Origin of the sequence: Enterobacter sp. EC_50 (assembly GCF_019584525.1) — a bacterium.
Lineage (GTDB): Bacteria > Pseudomonadota > Gammaproteobacteria > Enterobacterales > Enterobacteriaceae > Enterobacter > Enterobacter roggenkampii.
This window is the reverse complement of record NZ_VDAF01000019.1, coordinates 12,615-29,292: the sequence shown is the minus strand read 5'-3', so window position 1 is coordinate 29,292 and position 16,678 is coordinate 12,615. Positions and strand designations below refer to the sequence as shown.

General features: G+C 55.7%; 17 protein-coding genes. 10 read left to right on the top strand and 7 right to left on the bottom strand.

All coding sequences use genetic code 11. The annotated features are described in order from the left end of the window. Positions 1–3: 3 nt before the first annotated feature. Together selD and FHC48_RS16365 are read right to left on the bottom strand one after the other, a co-directional pair. Positions 4–1,047, bottom strand: coding sequence for a selenide, water dikinase SelD (gene selD / locus FHC48_RS16370; RefSeq protein ID WP_008500702.1), 1,044 nt, complete (start codon positions 1,045–1,047; stop codon positions 4–6). A 116-nt stretch (positions 1,048–1,163) separates the two neighbouring features. After that, positions 1,164–1,715, bottom strand: a complete 552-nt coding sequence (locus tag FHC48_RS16365) for an NAD(P)H nitroreductase (RefSeq protein ID WP_059362338.1) — start codon at positions 1,713–1,715, stop codon at positions 1,164–1,166. Positions 1,716–1,882: 167 nt separating this feature from the next. On the opposite strand from FHC48_RS16365, the gene sppA reads away from it, so the two are divergent. The 4 genes from sppA to FHC48_RS16345 all read left to right on the top strand — a co-directional run bounded on the left by sppA (position 1,883) and on the right by FHC48_RS16345 (position 6,940). Beyond that, the gene (sppA, locus tag FHC48_RS16360) at positions 1,883–3,739 is read left to right on the top strand and encodes a signal peptide peptidase SppA (protein ID WP_059362341.1); all 1,857 of its coding nucleotides are present in this window, start codon (positions 1,883–1,885) and stop codon (positions 3,737–3,739) included. 63 nt (positions 3,740–3,802) lie between these two features. Continuing rightward, positions 3,803–4,819: an asparaginase gene (gene ansA, locus FHC48_RS16355; protein ID WP_008500705.1), complete on the top strand. Its 1,017-nt coding sequence runs from the start codon at positions 3,803–3,805 to the stop codon at positions 4,817–4,819. 9 nt (positions 4,820–4,828) lie between these two features. After that, positions 4,829–5,470, top strand: coding sequence for a bifunctional nicotinamidase/pyrazinamidase (gene pncA, locus FHC48_RS16350; RefSeq protein ID WP_059362344.1), 642 nt, complete (start codon positions 4,829–4,831; stop codon positions 5,468–5,470). 216 nt (positions 5,471–5,686) lie between these two features. Continuing rightward, positions 5,687–6,940 carry a glycoside hydrolase family 18 protein gene (locus FHC48_RS16345; protein ID WP_059362347.1) on the top strand — a complete coding sequence of 418 codons (1,254 nt, stop codon included), beginning with the start codon at positions 5,687–5,689 and terminating at the stop codon, positions 6,938–6,940. A gap of 50 nt (positions 6,941–6,990) precedes the next feature. Here FHC48_RS16345 and FHC48_RS16340 read toward each other — a convergent pair whose 3' ends face one another. Both FHC48_RS16340 and msrB read right to left on the bottom strand, forming a co-directional pair. Further along, positions 6,991–7,263, bottom strand: a complete 273-nt coding sequence (locus FHC48_RS16340) for a YeaC family protein (protein WP_021241050.1) — start codon at positions 7,261–7,263, stop codon at positions 6,991–6,993. Positions 7,264–7,304: 41 nt separating this feature from the next. Next, positions 7,305–7,718, bottom strand: a complete 414-nt coding sequence (msrB, locus tag FHC48_RS16335; RefSeq protein ID WP_008500710.1) for a peptide-methionine (R)-S-oxide reductase MsrB — start codon at positions 7,716–7,718, stop codon at positions 7,305–7,307. A gap of 341 nt (positions 7,719–8,059) precedes the next feature. Here msrB and gapA point away from each other — a divergent pair, with 341 nt between their 5' ends. Together gapA and FHC48_RS16325 are read left to right on the top strand one after the other, a co-directional pair. Then, on the top strand, positions 8,060–9,055 hold the full coding sequence (gapA, locus tag FHC48_RS16330; RefSeq protein ID WP_006809136.1) for a glyceraldehyde-3-phosphate dehydrogenase: 996 nt from the start codon (positions 8,060–8,062) through the stop codon (positions 9,053–9,055). Between the two features lie 72 nt (positions 9,056–9,127). Then, a complete protein-coding gene (locus tag FHC48_RS16325; protein ID WP_021241049.1) occupies positions 9,128–10,012 on the top strand; it encodes a D-hexose-6-phosphate mutarotase in 885 nt (294 codons plus the stop codon). 78 nt (positions 10,013–10,090) lie between these two features. Here FHC48_RS16325 and FHC48_RS16320 read toward each other — a convergent pair whose 3' ends face one another. Further along, a complete protein-coding gene (locus FHC48_RS16320) occupies positions 10,091–10,837 on the bottom strand; it encodes a MipA/OmpV family protein (RefSeq protein ID WP_059362352.1) in 747 nt (248 codons plus the stop codon). Between the two features lie 431 nt (positions 10,838–11,268). Here FHC48_RS16320 and yeaG point away from each other — a divergent pair, with 431 nt between their 5' ends. The 3 genes from yeaG to FHC48_RS16305 all read left to right on the top strand — a co-directional run bounded on the left by yeaG (position 11,269) and on the right by FHC48_RS16305 (position 15,161). After that, positions 11,269–13,203 (top strand): protein kinase YeaG, encoded by a 1,935-nt coding sequence (gene yeaG, locus FHC48_RS16315; protein WP_008500713.1) that lies wholly within the window; start codon positions 11,269–11,271, stop codon positions 13,201–13,203. Between the two features lie 74 nt (positions 13,204–13,277). Further along, positions 13,278–14,561: a YeaH/YhbH family protein gene (locus FHC48_RS16310; protein WP_023292702.1), complete on the top strand. Its 1,284-nt coding sequence runs from the start codon at positions 13,278–13,280 to the stop codon at positions 14,559–14,561. Positions 14,562–14,660: 99 nt separating this feature from the next. Beyond that, positions 14,661–15,161, top strand: a complete 501-nt coding sequence (locus tag FHC48_RS16305; RefSeq protein ID WP_008500735.1) for a YbaK/prolyl-tRNA synthetase associated domain-containing protein — start codon at positions 14,661–14,663, stop codon at positions 15,159–15,161. A 21-nt stretch (positions 15,162–15,182) separates the two neighbouring features. Here FHC48_RS16305 and yoaI read toward each other — a convergent pair whose 3' ends face one another. Continuing rightward, positions 15,183–15,287 (bottom strand): small membrane protein YoaI, encoded by a 105-nt coding sequence (gene yoaI, locus FHC48_RS16300; RefSeq protein ID WP_010430055.1) that lies wholly within the window; start codon positions 15,285–15,287, stop codon positions 15,183–15,185. Positions 15,288–15,431: 144 nt separating this feature from the next. Here yoaI and FHC48_RS16295 point away from each other — a divergent pair, with 144 nt between their 5' ends. Then, positions 15,432–15,878: a DUF441 domain-containing protein gene (locus FHC48_RS16295; RefSeq protein WP_008500737.1), complete on the top strand. Its 447-nt coding sequence runs from the start codon at positions 15,432–15,434 to the stop codon at positions 15,876–15,878. Here FHC48_RS16295 and FHC48_RS16290 read toward each other — a convergent pair. Next, entirely contained in the window at positions 15,862–16,653 is a 792-nt protein-coding gene (locus FHC48_RS16290; RefSeq protein ID WP_008500738.1) for a helix-turn-helix domain-containing protein, read from the bottom strand. The two genes, FHC48_RS16295 and FHC48_RS16290, sit on opposite strands and share 17 nt — an antisense overlap. Between the last annotated feature and the right edge of the window lie 25 nt (positions 16,654–16,678).

The following is a 16,678-nucleotide window of genomic DNA, read 5'->3' as shown; positions in this document are numbered from 1 at the left end:
GAATTAACGGATCTCAATCATCGGTCGGCCACCGCGCGCGGTCACCAGCTCGCCGATCGCCGTCAGGGTAATACCGAACTCGGCGGCCGTGGCCTGAACCTCGGCTTCGGATTCCGGCGTGACCGCCAGCAGCAGGCCGCCGGAGGTTTGCGGATCGCACAGCAGGTTGCGCCATTCTTCTGGCATTTCGCCCATCAGGTGACCATAGCTGGCGAAGTTGCGCTGGGTACCGCCCGGGACCGCGCCCTGAGCAATATACTCTTCCACGCCCGGCAGCTTCGGCACGTCCTGATACCAGACCTGCGCCTGCACGCCCGCGCCCTGACACACTTCGGAGAGGTGCCCCAGCAGACCAAAACCGGTCACGTCGGTCATCGCCTTCACGCCGTCGATATTGGCGAACGCCGCACCCGCGAGGTTCATCTGGCACATGACTTCGGTTGCCAGCCCTTTGTGCTCCGGTTTGAGCAGGGATTTTTTCTCGGCGGTGGTCAGCACGCCAATGCCCAACGGCTTGGTGAGGAACAGCTTGCAGCCCGCCTGCGCGGTACTGTTGCGCTTCACGCGCTCGGTCGGGACCACGCCGGTAACGGCCAGGCCGAAGATAGGCTCCGGCGCATCGATAGAGTGACCACCGGCCAGCGCAATCCCCGCCTGCTGGCAGGCAAAACGGCCGCCATCAATCACTTCACGGGCTACTTCCGGCGGGATGGTGTTGATCGGCCAGCCCAGAATAGCGATCGCCATAATCGGTTTGCCGCCCATGGCGAAGATATCGCTGATGGCGTTAGTGGCCGCAATACGCCCGAAATCGAACGGGTTGTCGACAATCGGCATAAAGAAGTCGGTGGTGCTGATAATGCTGGTGCCGTTACCCAGGTCATAAACCGCTGCATCGTCACGCGTTTCGTTGCCGACAAGCAGGTTCGGGTCGACAAACTTCGCCTGTTCGCTGTGCAGGATGGTCTCCAGCACTTTCGGGGAAATTTTACAACCGCAACCGGCTCCGTGGCTGTACTGCGTTAAACGAATGGTTTGCTCGCTCATGGACGTCTCCTGTCATCTCAATCGCGCTATGGTAGCGCTCATTCCATAAAGAGGTAAGTATGACTGTCTGAATTCTGCGGCAGATGCTCAGAATCCAGACAGTTTAGCGCGCGCTATCAGAAACGGCTGACGAAAGGCGTGGTGTCCGGCACGCTGATGGTGCTGGAGGCTTTAAGCTGCGGAGTACCGAGATAGAGGAAACCGACAATTTTGTCATGCTCACCGCAGCCAAAACCGTCCCGGACCGCCGGGCTTTCGGTCAGCGCACCGGTGCGCCAGATACCGTTAAAGCCTTGCGCGACGGCGGCCATCTGCATCGCCATCACCGCACAGCCCGCAGACATTTCCTGTTCCCAGACCGGGACTTTATGATCCACCTGGCATTTTGCCACGACAGCGATGATCATCGGAGCGCGGAACGGGGCATTACGCGCCTTCTCGATTCCTTTCTCATCCTGCCCTGCGGCCACCGCCCCCTGCTCCAGCAGTTTACTGAAACGATCGCGACCTTCGCCTTCAATCACAAAGAAGTGCCACGGCTGCAGCGTGCCATGATCGGGGGCACGCATGCCGGCACGCAGAATGTTCTCCAGCTGCTCGCCTGCCGGGGCAGGTTCGGCCAGACGGGAAGCGCTACGGCGGTTAACAAGCAGTTCGAGTGCGTCCATTGGTTAACTCCTTTCTTGAAATTTACTCACAAAATTAACACGACGGCAGATTTTGTTACAGCCTGGCAGGCGATTCCTGCTGACAAGTGGCGGTTGGGTCATTACGATAACCCAACATTACCGTCCAGTGGCGACGGAAACAGTCATTTTCTGGTTAGGGAGAATACATGCGAACCCTTTGGCGAATTATTGCCGGTTTCTTTAAATGGACGTGGCGACTGCTCAACTTCGTCCGCAACCTGGTGATGAACATCTTCTACATCTTCCTGGTTCTGGTTTGCGCGGGCATCTGGATGCACATCAGCAACGCAAATCAGGCGCAGCATTCGACTCGCGGGGCCCTGTTACTCGATATCACCGGCGTCATCGTTGATAAACCGTCAGCCAGCAACCGTCTGGGTGTGATCAGCCGTCAGCTGTTTGGCGCCACGTCAGACCGTCTGCAGGAAAATTCCCTGTTCGATATCGTCGATGCCATCCGTCAGGCCAAAGATGACCGCAACATCACCGGCATCGTGCTGGATCTGAAAGATTTTGCCGGCGGCGACCAGCCCTCTATGCAGTACATCGGTAAAGCGCTGCGCGAATTTCGCGACAGCGGCAAGCCGGTGATTGCCGTGGGCGACAGCTACAGCCAGGGACAATATTATCTGGCGAGCTTCGCCAATAAGATCTGGCTCTCCCCACAGGGTACGGTCGATCTGCACGGCTTTGCCACCAACGGCCTGTACTACAAATCGCTGCTCGACAAGCTGAAGGTTACCACCCACGTCTTCCGCGTCGGCACGTACAAATCCGCCGTGGAGCCGTTTATCCGCGACGATATGTCACCTGCCGCCCGCGAAGCGGACAGCCGCTGGATTGGCGAGCTGTGGCAGAACTATCTCGGCACTGTTGCCGCGAACCGTCAGATTACGCCTGAGCAGGTGTTCCCTGGCGCGCAGGGCGTGCTCGAAGGCCTGCGTAAGGTTGACGGCGATACCGCGAAATACGCGCTTGATAACAAACTGGTTGATGCCCTGGGCACCAGCGCCGAGATTGAAAAATCCCTGAGCAAACAGTTTGGCTGGAGCAAAGAGGACAAAAATTACAGCGCCATCAGCATGTATGATTACTCGACGAAGAAACCGGATGAGAACGGTGATAGCGTCGCGGTGGTCTTTGCTAACGGTGCGATTATGGACGGTCAGGAGACCCCGGGGAACGTGGGCGGTGATACCACGGCGTCACAAATACGCGATGCGCGCCTCGATCCGAAAGTGAAGGCGATTGTCCTGCGGGTCAACAGCCCTGGCGGTAGCGTCAGCGCCTCCGAAGTGATCCGCGCTGAACTGGCCGCGGCCCGCGCCGCCGGTAAGCCTGTCGTCGTCTCAATGGGCGGAATGGCCGCCTCCGGGGGGTACTGGATCTCCACGCCAGCCAACTACATCGTGGCGAACCCAAGCACGCTCACCGGCTCGATTGGCATCTTCGGGGTGATCAACACCGTAGAGAACAGCCTGGATTCTCTGGGCGTGCATACAGACGGCGTAGCGACCTCTCCGCTCGCGGATGTCGCGGTGACCAAATCCCTGCCGCCGGAAGTCTCTGAGATGATGCAGCTCAGCATTGAGAACGGCTATAAACGCTTTATCACCCTGGTCGCCGACTCGCGCAAAAAGACGCCTGAGCAGATCGACCAGATTGCGCAGGGCCACGTCTGGACCGGTCAGGATGCGAAGAGCAACGGACTGGTGGACAGCCTGGGCGACTTCGATGACGCGGTGAAGAAAGCCGCCGAACTGGCGAAGCTGAAGCAGTGGCATATCGAGTATTACCAGGACGAACCGTCGTTCTTCGATATGGTCATGGACAGCATGTCCGGCTCGGTACGCGCCATGCTGCCGGAGGCGCTGCAGGCTTACCTGCCTGCGCCGGTCGCCACGGCGGCAAAAGCGATGAAGGCAGAAAGCGATAAGCTTGCGGCCTTTAACGATCCACAGAGTCGTTACGCGTTTTGCCTGACCTGCGCGAACGTCCGTTAAAAACCGTCCCCTCTTCCTACGAAGAGGGGATTTTTTTCTTTTGAAGAACAAGAACTCACTACCATGCAGAAGAAATCGATTTATGTAGCCTACACTGGCGGTACCATCGGTATGCAGCGCTCTGAAAACGGCTATATCCCCGTCTCCGGCCACCTGCAGCGTCAGCTTGCGCTGATGCCCGAATTCCACCGACCGGAAATGCCTGACTTCACCATCCACGAATACGAGCCGCTGATGGACTCCTCCGACATGACGCCGGAAGACTGGCAGCACATCGCGGATGATATTAAAGCCCATTACGACCAGTACGACGGCTTCGTGATCCTGCACGGTACCGACACCATGGCGTTTACCGCCTCGGCGCTCTCCTTCATGCTGGAGAACCTGAGCAAGCCGGTTATCGTCACCGGGTCGCAAATTCCGCTGGCGGAACTGCGCTCCGACGGGCAGATCAACCTGCTGAACTCCCTGTACGTGGCGGCGAATTACCCGATTAACGAAGTGTCGTTGTTCTTTAACAATCGTCTTTATCGCGGTAACCGCACCACCAAAGCCCACGCCGACGGCTTTGACGCCTTTGCCTCACCCAACCTGCAGCCGCTGCTGGAGGCCGGGATTCATATCCGCCGTCTGGGAACCCCTCCTGCGCCGAACACCGCGGGCGAGCTGATTGTGCATCCGATTACTCCGCAACCGATTGGCGTGGTGACCATTTATCCGGGTATCTCTGCGGACGTGGTGCGTAACTTCCTGCGCCAGCCGGTGAAAGCGCTTATCCTGCGCTCCTATGGCGTGGGCAATGCGCCGCAAAACGGCGAGTTTCTGAAAGAGCTTCAGGAAGCCAGCGAACGCGGAATTGTGGTGGTGAACCTGACCCAGTGTATGTCCGGTAAAGTGAATATGGGCGGCTATGCCACCGGCAACGCGCTGGCGCATGCGGGGGTGATCAGCGGTTTCGATATGACCGTTGAGGCAACGCTGACTAAACTTCACTATTTACTGAGTCAGGATCTGGACATTCAGTCCATTCGCAGCGCGATGATGCAAAACCTGCGCGGCGAACTGACGCCTGACGAATAAGGAGGTCTCATGAAGCAACGCGCCCTGCTCCTGGTCGATTTGCAAAATGATTTCTGCGCGGGCGGTGCGCTGGCCGTCGCCGAAGGTGACAGCACCGTTGACGTGGCCAACACGCTGATTGACTGGTGCAAAGCCCGTGGTGAAGCAGTTGTCGCAAGCCAGGACTGGCACCCGGCAAATCACGGCAGCTTTGCCAGCCAGCACAATGTCGAGCCCTTCACCCAGGGTGAACTCGACGGGCTGGCGCAAACTTTCTGGCCGGATCACTGCGTACAGCAAACGGAAGGCGCGGAGTTACATCCGCTCCTGAACCAGAAAGCCATCGACGCGGTGTTCCATAAAGGTGAAAACCCGGTAATCGACAGCTATAGCGCGTTTTTTGATAACGGGCATCGCCAGAAAACGGCGCTGGACGCCTGGTTACGTCACCATGAAATCACCGAGCTGATTGTACTGGGGCTGGCAACGGACTACTGCGTGAAGTTCACCGTGCTGGATGCGCTTCAGCTTGGCTACACCGTCAGCGTCATCACCGACGGCTGCCGCGGGGTGAACATTCATCCGCAGGACAGCGCTCAGGCGTTTATGGATATGGCTGCGGAAGGCGCGACGCTGTATACGCTCGAAGACTGGCTGGAAACGCAGGCGTAGTCTTTTAAGCCGGGTGGCGCTGACGCTTACCCGACCTACCTTTCCCCGTAGGCCGGGTAAGGCGCAGCCGCCACCCGGCAAAACCCCTCCGATCTCCCATAAAGTGAACTCCCTCGCAACCTCAGCGAAGCGGCAATGCTATTCTCTTCAGGCTGTTTTTTTCGCCACGCCTTTTCCGTGGCGTGGTTAATTTTATTAAGTCAAAGAGGAACTTGTATGAAACTTTTGCCCTTGCTGGCAGCCTTACCCTTGCTTTGCGCGTCAGTTGCCTCCGCCAGTTCCCTGATGTCCGTGGGCTATTTTAACGGGGGTGGCGACGTCACCGCCGGACCGGGTGGCGATATCAATAAACTTGACGTTCGCCAGATCACCCACCTGAACTACTCGTTTGGTCTGGTCTATAACGACGAAAAAGACGAAACCAACGCCGCGCTGAAAGATCCGGCGAAGCTGCATCAAATCTGGCTATCGCCAAAAGTGGCGTCCGATCTGGCCTTAATCCCCACGCTGCGTAAGCAAAACCCAAATCTTAAGGTCCTGCTCTCCGTCGGCGGCTGGGGCGCGCGTGGTTTCTCTGGCGCAGCGGCAACCCAAGAGAGTCGCGCGGTGTTCATCCGCTCCGCGCAGGAGATTGTTGAAAAATATGGTCTGGACGGGATCGACCTCGACTGGGAGTATCCGGTCAACGGCGCCTGGGGCCTGGTGGCTAGCCAGCCCGCCGACAGGGATAACTTTACCGCCCTGCTGAAGGAGATGCGCGACGCGTTCGGGCATAAAAAGCTGGTGACCATTGCGGTAGGCGCGAATGCGGAAAGTCCGAAAAGCTGGGTGGATGTGAAAGCCATTGCGCCCCTGCTCGACTACATCAACCTGATGACCTACGACATGGCGTACGGCACGCAGTATTTCAATGCCAACCTGTACGACTCCAGCGCCTGGCCGACGGTGGCCGCCGCAGACAAATACAGCGTCGATTTTGTGGTGAACAACTATCTGGCCGCCGGGCTGAAGCCGCAGCAGATGAATCTCGGGATTGGTTTCTATGGCCGCGTACCAAAACGCGCCGTGGAGCCGGGCATTGACTGGACGAAACCCGATGCGCAAAAAAATCCGGCCACTCAGCCCTACTTCGGGCCGCAGGAGATCGGGTTGTTCAAGTCGCTCGGCTACGACCTGACCAAAGATACCTACGTGAAGTACAACGATATCGTCAAAAAGCTGCTGAACGATCCGCAAAAACGCTTTACCGAGCACTGGGACGACCAGGCGAAAGTGCCGTGGCTTTCGGTGAAGGGTGCCGATGGCAACGCGCTGTTTGCGATTTCGTATGAGAACCCGCGATCCGTGGCGATCAAAGCGGACTACATCAAAGAGAAAGGTCTCGCCGGGGCGATGTTCTGGGAGTACGGCGCGGATGATGAAAACCAGTTAGCTAAGCAGCTGGCGGCGTCGCTCGGGATCCCGCACTAAAGTGTAGCGTGCCGGGTGGCGCTAGCGCTTACCCGGCCTACATGAGAGCATTATTTGAAAGTCGCAATCGGCTTCGGGGTGATACCAAAGTCCTCTTTCAGCTCACGCTTGCTCTTCATCACCATTTGACCATGGGTGTCGATCGTCATGTGTTGCGCGTCGGTGTTGTTGCGCGCCTGCCACAGCATCACCAGCTGCAGGCTGTTCTCTTTTTGCTCCGGGGTCAGCGCGACGCCATCGGGCCATTTTCCCAGCTCTACGGCGGTGACCAGACGCTGATAAATCTCCGGCGTCATACCGCTAATCATGTCTTCAATATTCACAATCCCGCCCTTTTAAAGGAATAATTTGCTGAATCGTTTTTTCAACCCTTGATCTGGTCGCCGTTTTCGTCGTCAGTGAAGCTCATTGAGGCTGAATTCACGCAGAAACGCTCGCCCGTTGGCTGAGGGCCATCCGGGAAGACGTGTCCAAGGTGCGCATCGCAGTTGCCGCAGCGAATTTCGGTGCGCACCATACCGTGCGACGAGTCGGTCAGATAGCGGATAGCCTCATCGCTCACCGGCTCGTAAAAGCTCGGCCAGCCGCAGCCCGAATCAAATTTCGTTTGGGAATTGAACAGCGGAGCATCACAGACCAGGCAGTGGTAGACGCCGTCTCGCTTGTTGTGCAGTAAACGCCCGGTGAACGGCGGTTCCGTCCCGTGGTTCTGCGTCACGTAAAACTGCATTTCTGTGAGGTTTTTTTTCAAATCGTCGGGGTTACGTTGGTTCGACATATGCTTACATCTCGCTGTAGAAACAGACATCTTTTACCCCGCATTCTAACAAAACATTAACACCCTTGCGTGCACTTTTGATCTAAACTTATGTGTCGCGAAAAGGCGGTCAGGCAATTGTGATCATATTCACATTTTTATCCTGCGAGGACTTTAAAATTCCGGGCGCAGCCCCCATGTGGTTGCAAGCTCAAAGGGAAAGTGAGGCGAGTCAGTCGCACAAACGTTAGTCACAGGATTGATTTGTCGCAATGATTGACACGATTCCGCTTGACGCTGCGTAAGGTTTTTGTAATTTTACAGGCAACCTTTTATTCACTAACAAATAGCTGGTGGAATATATGACTATCAAAGTAGGTATCAACGGTTTTGGCCGTATCGGCCGTATTGTTTTCCGTGCTGCTCAGAAACGTTCTGACATCGAAATCGTTGGTATCAACGATCTCCTGGACGCTGAATACATGGCGTACATGCTGAAGTACGACTCAACTCACGGTCGTTTCGACGGCACCGTTGAAGTGAAAGACGGCCACCTGGTTGTAAATGGCAAAACCATCCGCGTTACTGCTGAGAAAGACCCAGCTAACCTGAAATGGAACGAAATTGGTGTTGACGTTGTTGCTGAAGCAACCGGTATCTTCCTGACCGACGAAACTGCACGTAAACACATCACTGCGGGTGCGAAGAAAGTTGTTCTGACGGGTCCTTCCAAAGACAACACCCCAATGTTCGTTCGTGGTGCAAACTTCGAAACTTACGCTGGCCAGGACATCGTTTCCAACGCATCCTGCACCACCAACTGCCTGGCACCGCTGGCTAAAGTTATCAACGACAACTTCGGCATCATCGAAGGTCTGATGACTACCGTTCACGCAACCACCGCTACTCAGAAAACCGTTGATGGCCCGTCTCACAAAGACTGGCGCGGCGGCCGTGGCGCGGCTCAGAACATCATCCCATCCTCTACCGGTGCGGCTAAAGCTGTAGGTAAAGTACTGCCAGAACTGAATGGCAAACTGACTGGTATGGCGTTCCGCGTTCCAACTCCTAACGTATCCGTTGTTGACCTGACCGTTCGTCTGGAAAAAGCTGCTTCTTACGAAGAAATTAAGAAAGCAATCAAAGCTGCTTCCGAAGGCCCAATGAAAGGCGTTCTGGGTTACACCGAAGACGACGTTGTTTCTACCGATTTCAACGGCGAAGTGTGCACTTCCGTGTTCGATGCTAAAGCAGGTATCGCACTGAACGACAACTTCGTTAAACTGGTATCCTGGTACGACAACGAAACCGGCTACTCTAACAAAGTACTGGACCTGATCGCTCACATCTCCAAATAAGTTGAGATGAGTGTTTGATCCAAAAAGGCGACTTCGGTCGCCTTTTTTATTTATAAGACAGAGGATTGCTTAATGATTAATAAAATTTTTGCACTTCCGGTAGTCGAACAACTTACCCCTGTGCTCTCCCGCCGCCAGATTGACGGTGCTGACGTTATCGTCGTTGACCATCCACGCGTTAAGGCCTCCGTGGCGCTGAACGGCGCCCACCTGCTCTCCTGGAAGCCGGAGGGTGAAGTTGAGGGATTGTGGCTCAGTGATGCGACCTCCTTCAAAAAAGGGGCTGCAATCCGTGGTGGCGTACCGATCTGCTGGCCGTGGTTCGGCCCGTCCGCACAGCCGGGTTTGCCTTCTCACGGTTTTGCCCGTAACCAGCAGTGGACCCTGAAAGCGCATAACGAAGACGACAGCGGCGCCGTGCTGACCTTTGAGCTGCAGGCAAATGACGAAACCCGCGCCCTGTGGCCACACGATTTCACCCTGTACGCCCGCTTTAAGCTGGGTAAAACCTGTGAAATCGAACTGGAAGCCCACGGCGAGTTCGAAACCACCTCCGCCCTGCACACCTATTTCAACGTGGGTGACATCAGCGCTGTGAAGGTGAGTGGCCTTGGCGATACCTTTATCGATAAAGTCGACAACGCGAAAGAAGGCAAACTCAGCGACGGCGTTCAGGCGTTTCCTGACCGTACCGACCGCGTCTATCTGCATCCGGAAGCATGCAGCATGATCCACGACGGTGCCCTGAACCGCGGCATTGAGGTAGTACATCACCATCACAGCAACGTGGTGGGCTGGAACCCGGGCCCTGCACTGTCTGTCAGCATGGCCGACGTGCCTGACGACGGTTATAAAACGTTTGTCTGCGTGGAAACGGCCTGCGTGACTACCCCGCAGAAAGCGAGTGAAGAAAAGCCATCTCGTTTAGGGCAGACGATCCGCATTATTAAGCGATAATCTCGCTGCACCACACTGAAGCAAACGGGGCGCAAGCGCCCCGTTTTGATGCACCAATTGCACAATATAAGTGCGCAATCAGAACTTGTAGGTCACACCGACAGAGAAGATGCCTGCCCAGGACTTATCGACCATCGGGCTGTCTTTCACTTCATCGCTCAGACGCTCATAACGGCCAGTACCGTACACGCTCCAGTCGCCAAGGAAGTTATAGCTCGCGGTCAGCTCCAGGTACGGATCCCAGCCGTCATCTGCGCTGTAGCTCTTCAGACCGCTACGACGGGACTCGTTTTTAGAGACGCCATAATAGTAGTCATTGTAGTTCTCGCTGTTGTACTGCACACCAATACCCGGCGTCAGGGTCAGACCACCGTTGGTGTAACGGTACAGCCACGCCAGATCCCAGATAAAGCCGTTGCTGTTATCCAGCGTATCGCCTGCCAGGGCCGTACGCAGGAAGCCATACTGGGTGTTATGCACATAAGAGATGCCGGCCATCATCGAGCTTTTACGCTTGTCGAGCTGGCGAAGCGCGTGGCTGTCGCTGTCACCCGGCTTGAAGTGCGTAGGATCGTAGTACGCCATGATGGAAAGCTTATCGGCCGTATCGTTCCACAGATAGTAGCCGCCGCCGAGCCCACGGAACCAGACGTTATCGCCTTCATAGGTGATAACCGGGACAGGATAAACATCACGGTCATACTGTTTGTACGGGCTGTTAATGACGCCAACACCCGCGCCAACCGTCCACTGACTTTCCGCCTGTGCGGTGCTTACTGCGGTCGCGGCAAGGATGCCTAATGCCAGAAGTTTGAGTTTGGTCACAATCCATTCTTTCCTGTAGTCAAATAATCAGCGGGTGAAGTGTAACCGCCATTCCCGTACATCCCAAAATTTTTTGCCTGCTAATCAGTCTGATTAACCCATTATTTTTAACTTATCAGATGACAACCGGCTTTCATTTACATGACCGCTGAATGAAAAATGTGCTTTTGCCTTATTACCAGAGTGGAAATTTTTGGATGAGTTATTGATATGTCATTGAAAGTAGATTTTATGGGCATGCAAGTTTTGCAAATGCCATCTACGCTTTAATTTAAGAAGAGTTTTCCTGAACACCCTGCGGTTCTTAGCGTCTGACCTGGCACACAGGTTGCTGCTCTGGCAGTGAGGTGCGAGAGATTCTCTTCCGGGAGCCTCCACTACTCATACGAACGGCTCTTATCCTGTGCTAAAAAACGAAAGGACGGCATGCCATGAATATATTCGATCACTATCGCCAGCGCTATGAAGCTGCCAAGGACGAAGAGTTCACACTGCAGGAGTTTCTTACCATCTGTCGGCAAGATCGCAGTGCCTATGCCAATGCGGCAGAACGGCTATTGATGGCTATTGGTGAGCCAAACATGGTTGACACTGCCCTGGAACCCCGGCTTTCCCGTCTCTTTTCGAATCGGGTGGTCGCCCGATACCCGGCGTTTGAAGAGTTCTATGGCATGGAAGATGCCATAGAGCAGATTGTCTCCTACCTGAAGCATGCCGCTCAGGGTCTGGAAGAGAAGAAACAGATCCTCTATTTACTTGGCCCCGTGGGCGGCGGTAAATCCTCGCTGGCGGAACGCCTGAAGTCGCTGATGCAGCGCGTGCCTATCTATGTCCTGAGCGCCAACGGCGAGCGCAGCCCGGTGAACGACCACCCGCTGTGCTTGTTCAATCCGCAGGAAGATGCGCAGATTCTGGATAAAGAGTACGGCATCCCGCGTCGCTACCTCGGCACCATCATGTCGCCGTGGGCGGCAAAACGCCTGCACGAGTTTGGTGGCGACATCACCAAATTCCGCGTGGTGAAAGTCTGGCCGTCGATCCTGGAACAGATCGCCATCGCCAAAACGGAACCCGGTGATGAGAACAACCAGGATATTTCGGCGCTGGTCGGTAAGGTCGACATCCGCAAGCTGGAAAACTTCGCGCAAAACGACCCGGATGCCTACGGTTACTCCGGCGCGCTGTGCCGGGCTAACCAGGGTATTATGGAATTCGTCGAGATGTTTAAAGCGCCCATCAAGGTGCTGCATCCGCTGCTGACGGCCACTCAGGAAGGAAACTACAACGGGACGGAAGGTATCTCCGCCCTGCCGTTTAACGGGATCATTCTTGCCCACTCGAACGAATCTGAATGGGTGACCTTCCGTAACAACAAAAACAATGAGGCTTTCCTTGACCGCGTGTACATCGTCAAGGTGCCTTACTGTCTGCGGATCTCCGAAGAGATCAAAATTTACGAGAAACTGCTTAACCACAGTGAGCTGGTGCATGCGCCGTGCGCGCCGGGCACGCTGGAAACGCTGTCTCGCTTCTCCATCCTGTCGCGCCTGAAAGAGCCGGAAAACTCCAGCATCTACTCGAAAATGCGCGTCTATGACGGTGAGAGCCTGAAGGATACCGATCCGAAAGCGAAGTCGTATCAGGAGTATCGCGACTACGCCGGGGTTGATGAAGGGATGAACGGTCTGTCCACGCGCTTCGCGTTCAAGATCCTCTCCCGCGTCTTTAACTTCGACCATGCGGAAGTGGCGGCCAACCCGGTGCATCTGTTCTACGTGCTGGAGCAGCAAATCGAGCGCGAGCAGTTCCCGCAGGAGCAGGCTGAACGCTACCTTGAGTTCCTGAAAGGTTACCTGATCCCGAAATACGCCGAGTTCATTGGCAAAGAGATCCAGACGGCCTACCTGGAATCCTATTCAGAATACGGGCAGAACATTTTTGACCGTTATGTCACCTACGCTGACTTCTGGATCCAGGATCAGGAGTACCGCGACCCGGATACCGGCCAGCTGTTTGACCGTGAATCCCTGAACGCGGAGCTGGAAAAAATCGAGAAGCCTGCCGGGATCAGCAACCCGAAAGACTTCCGTAATGAGATTGTGAACTTCGTCCTGCGCGCCAGAGCGCATAACAACGGGCGCAATCCGAACTGGACCAGCTACGAGAAGCTGCGCACGGTCATTGAGAAGAAAATGTTCTCCAATACCGAAGAGCTGCTGCCGGTGATCTCGTTTAACGCCAAAACCTCAACCGATGAACAGAAAAAGCACGACGATTTTGTCGACCGTATGATGGAAAAAGGCTACACCCGCAAACAGGTCCGCCTGCTCTGCGAATGGTACCTGCGCGTGCGTAAATCGTCTTAAAACAAGTGCCCGGCGGCGGTTAGCGCCTGCCGGGCCTACAAAATGCAAGTTGGCAAATGCAGTACGGGGGGTATATGACCTGGTTTATTGACCGGCGTCTTAACGGCAAAAACAAGAGCACGGTGAACCGCCAGCGCTTCTTGCGTCGTTATAAAGCGCAAATTAAACAGTCTATCTCCGAGGCCATCAACAAACGCTCGGTGACCGACGTCGACAGCGGCGAGTCTGTCTCCATCCCCACCGATGACATCAGCGAACCGATGTTTCATCAGGGGCGAGGCGGCCTGCGCCATCGCGTACACCCAGGTAATGACCACTTCGTTCAGAACGACAGAATTGAGCGCCCTCAGGGCGGCGGCGGTGGTTCAGGAAGCGGTCAGGGACAGGCCAGCCAGGACGGTGAAGGTCAGGACGAATTTGTCTTCCAGATCTCAAAAGATGAATATCTCGACCTGCTGTTCGAAGACCTGGCGCTGCCGAATCTGAAAAAGAATCAGCATCGTCAGCTTAATGAATATAAAACCCACCGCGCGGGCTATACCGCCAACGGCGTGCCCGCCAACATCAGCGTCGTGCGTTCGTTGCAGAACTCGCTGGCGCGACGCACGGCCATGACGGCAGGCAAACGTCGCGAACTGCGCGAGCTGGAGAGCAGCCTGAAGGTGGTGGAAAATACGGAACCGGCGCAACTGCTGGAAGAGGAGCGCCTGCGTAAAGAGATTGCAGAGCTGAGGGCGAAGATCGAACGGGTCCCGTTTATCGACACCTTTGACCTGCGCTACAAGAACTACGAAAAACGCCCTGAGCCCTCCAGCCAGGCGGTGATGTTCTGTCTGATGGACGTGTCCGGCTCGATGGACCAGGCCACGAAGGATATGGCGAAGCGTTTTTATATCCTGCTCTACCTGTTCCTGAGCAGAACCTATAAGAACGTGGAGGTGGTCTATATCCGTCACCATACCCAGGCAAAAGAAGTGGATGAACATGAGTTCTTCTACTCGCAGGAAACCGGGGGCACCATCGTCTCGAGCGCGCTGAAGCTGATGGATGAAGTGGTCAAAGAGCGCTACGACCCGGCACAGTGGAACATTTATGCCGCGCAGGCGTCGGATGGCGATAACTGGGCCGACGACTCGCCGCTGTGTCACGAGATTCTGGCGAAGAAAATTCTGCCGGTCGTGCGTTACTACAGCTATATCGAAATCACCCGTCGTGCGCACCAGACCCTGTGGCGGGAGTATGAGCATCTGCAGTCGATGTTCGATAATTTTGCCATGCAGCATATCCGTGACCAGGATGACATTTATCCGGTGTTCAGGGAGCTGTTCCACAAGCAGTCTGCTACCAGCAACGCATAATCCCACAGCCAGCGAACCCGCTGGCTGTTTTCTTTCGACCCCGTTCATCCCGTGCTAATGTAGACCCCTGCATACTGGATTATCACCGGGAAAATCGTTATGACTGACGACGTTATTGGAACAGGAACCCACCAGCAGCTCATTACCTTACTCACCGAGCAGGGCGCGCGTTTTCGCGTCATGGAGCACGAGGCGGTCGGGAAATGTGAAGCGGTAAGTGAAATTCGCGGAACCGACCTGCGGCAAGGCGCCAAAGCCTTGGTCTGCAAGGTGAAGGGAAACGGCGTAAAGAAACATGTTCTGGCGATCCTCGCCGCCGACCTGCAGGCTGACCTGAGCCAGCTTGCCAGCCATTTTGGCGGGCTAAAGGCCTCCCTCGCCAGCCCTGCCGAAGTCGATGCCCTGACCGCCTGCGTTTTCGGCGCTATCCCGCCCTTTAGCTTCCATCCTGACCTGGCGCTGGTTGCCGACCCGCTGCTGTTCGAGCGCTTTGACGAAATCGCGTTTAACGCCGGCCTGCTGGAGAAATCCGTGATTATGGATACCCAGGATTACCTGCGCATCGCCCGTCCTGAGCTTGTCACCTTCCATAAAGCGTAACTGCGATGGCTGACGCCCCTGTCAGCCTTTTCTTTCCAGGAACAGCACGGAGGCAACAAGAATGACGGCAATAGCGAAAAACGATGAGGAGATAATCAGCGTTTCCACAAACATGTGATCGTTCATGATGGCGACCCTTTTGCGATATCTGCTTTCGTTTTAATCCGCGTAAATGACAAGGTTATGACAACGATAAAATCTTTTTAACACTGTTCTCTGCCGCGTTTGCGCGTACAGTAAACAGGACCATTATTCTGGCAAGGATTCCCTATGTTTGACCCTACTCTGCTCATTCTTCTGGCACTCGCCGCGCTCGGCTTTATCAGCCATAACACCACCGTTGCCATCTCGATTCTGGTGCTGATTATTGTGCGCGTGACTCCGTTAAATACCTTTTTCCCGTGGATAGAAAAACAAGGCCTCACCATCGGGATCATCATCTTAACCATCGGGGTAATGGCGCCCATCGCCAGCGGCACGCTTCCCGCCTCCACGCTGCTGCACTCGTTTGTAAACTGGAAATCGCTGGTGGCGATCGCGGTGGGGATTTTTGTGTCATGGCTGGGCGGACGCGGCGTCACGCTGATGAGCAGCCAGCCCTCGCTGGTGGCGGGCCTGCTGGTGGGCACCGTGCTGGGCGTGGCGCTCTTTCGCGGCGTGCCGGTCGGCCCGCTGATTGCGGCAGGCCTTGTCTCGCTGTTTATTGGGAAGTCGTAGTCAGGCTGGCCATATAACGCGCCGGCGTCTGGCCCAGTCCCTTCCTGAACATGGTGATAAACGCGGTGGTCGAGTCATAGCCCAGTGACTGGGCCACCTGCTGCACCGATTTGCCGCTTATTAAATGCTGTAACGCCACAATCAGCTGCAGCTGGTGACGCCAGCGGCGGAAGCTCAGACCGGTCTCCTTCACTACCAGCCGCGCCAGATTGCGTTCGCTCATGGCGAAGTGGCTCGCCCACTGCGCCAGCGTCTGCCAGGCGGCGGGCTCTTCCGCCATCTTCTCGCTCATCAGCCGGATTTTGGGATGGGGCGACACGGGCAGCTGCAGATGCTCCTGACGCTGGAGCGGCAGCTCGTCAAACAGGACGTCCACCAGACGCGAGGTGGCCGCGAGCTGCAGCTGTTCACGTGATTTTTCCGCGAGCGATAAAATCAGCTCCCGCACCAGGGGGGAAATTTTCAGAGTACAGCAGCGCTCGGGCAGGCTGGCAGCCCCCGGCTCAATGAACAAAAAGCAGAGCTGCGCGCCCGGCGTGGCCCTGTTGCTGTGCGGCATCTGGCCAGGGATCCAGACGGCATACTGGGGCGGCACCATCAGCATGGCATTTTCCACTTCACAGGTGATTGCGCCGCCGAGGGCCAGAATCAGCTGCCCCTTACGGTGATGATGAAGCGGAATATATTGTTCCTCCGCCACTACCTGAATGCGAAATGCGACGGCCGCATCGTACTGGCTATCCGGATCGTAGCCTTCCAGTCCCAGACCAATCATCAGTTTGTCCGATATGAGCGATAAA

Bases quoted from the DNA above. Each gene is read 5' to 3' on its own strand.
- gapA (WP_006809136.1), top strand. From the start codon at position 8,060: ATGACTATCAAAGTAGGTATCAACGGTTTTGGCCGTATCGGCCGTATT.
- msrB (WP_008500710.1), bottom strand. From the start codon at position 7,718: ATGTCGAACCAACGTAACCCCGACGATTTGAAAAAAAACCTCACAGAA.
- yeaG (WP_008500713.1), top strand. From the start codon at position 11,269: ATGAATATATTCGATCACTATCGCCAGCGCTATGAAGCTGCCAAGGAC.
- yoaI (WP_010430055.1), bottom strand. From the start codon at position 15,287: ATGAACGATCACATGTTTGTGGAAACGCTGATTATCTCCTCATCGTTT.
- ansA (WP_008500705.1), top strand. From the start codon at position 3,803: ATGCAGAAGAAATCGATTTATGTAGCCTACACTGGCGGTACCATCGGT.
- FHC48_RS16295 (WP_008500737.1), top strand. From the start codon at position 15,432: ATGTTTGACCCTACTCTGCTCATTCTTCTGGCACTCGCCGCGCTCGGC.
- sppA (WP_059362341.1), top strand. From the start codon at position 1,883: ATGCGAACCCTTTGGCGAATTATTGCCGGTTTCTTTAAATGGACGTGG.
- FHC48_RS16365 (WP_059362338.1), bottom strand. From the start codon at position 1,715: ATGGACGCACTCGAACTGCTTGTTAACCGCCGTAGCGCTTCCCGTCTG.
- FHC48_RS16325 (WP_021241049.1), top strand. From the start codon at position 9,128: ATGATTAATAAAATTTTTGCACTTCCGGTAGTCGAACAACTTACCCCT.
- selD (WP_008500702.1), bottom strand. From the start codon at position 1,047: ATGAGCGAGCAAACCATTCGTTTAACGCAGTACAGCCACGGAGCCGGT.
- FHC48_RS16345 (WP_059362347.1), top strand. From the start codon at position 5,687: ATGAAACTTTTGCCCTTGCTGGCAGCCTTACCCTTGCTTTGCGCGTCA.
- pncA (WP_059362344.1), top strand. From the start codon at position 4,829: ATGAAGCAACGCGCCCTGCTCCTGGTCGATTTGCAAAATGATTTCTGC.
- FHC48_RS16310 (WP_023292702.1), top strand. From the start codon at position 13,278: ATGACCTGGTTTATTGACCGGCGTCTTAACGGCAAAAACAAGAGCACG.
- FHC48_RS16290 (WP_008500738.1), bottom strand. From the start codon at position 16,653: ATGATTGGTCTGGGACTGGAAGGCTACGATCCGGATAGCCAGTACGAT.
- FHC48_RS16305 (WP_008500735.1), top strand. From the start codon at position 14,661: ATGACTGACGACGTTATTGGAACAGGAACCCACCAGCAGCTCATTACC.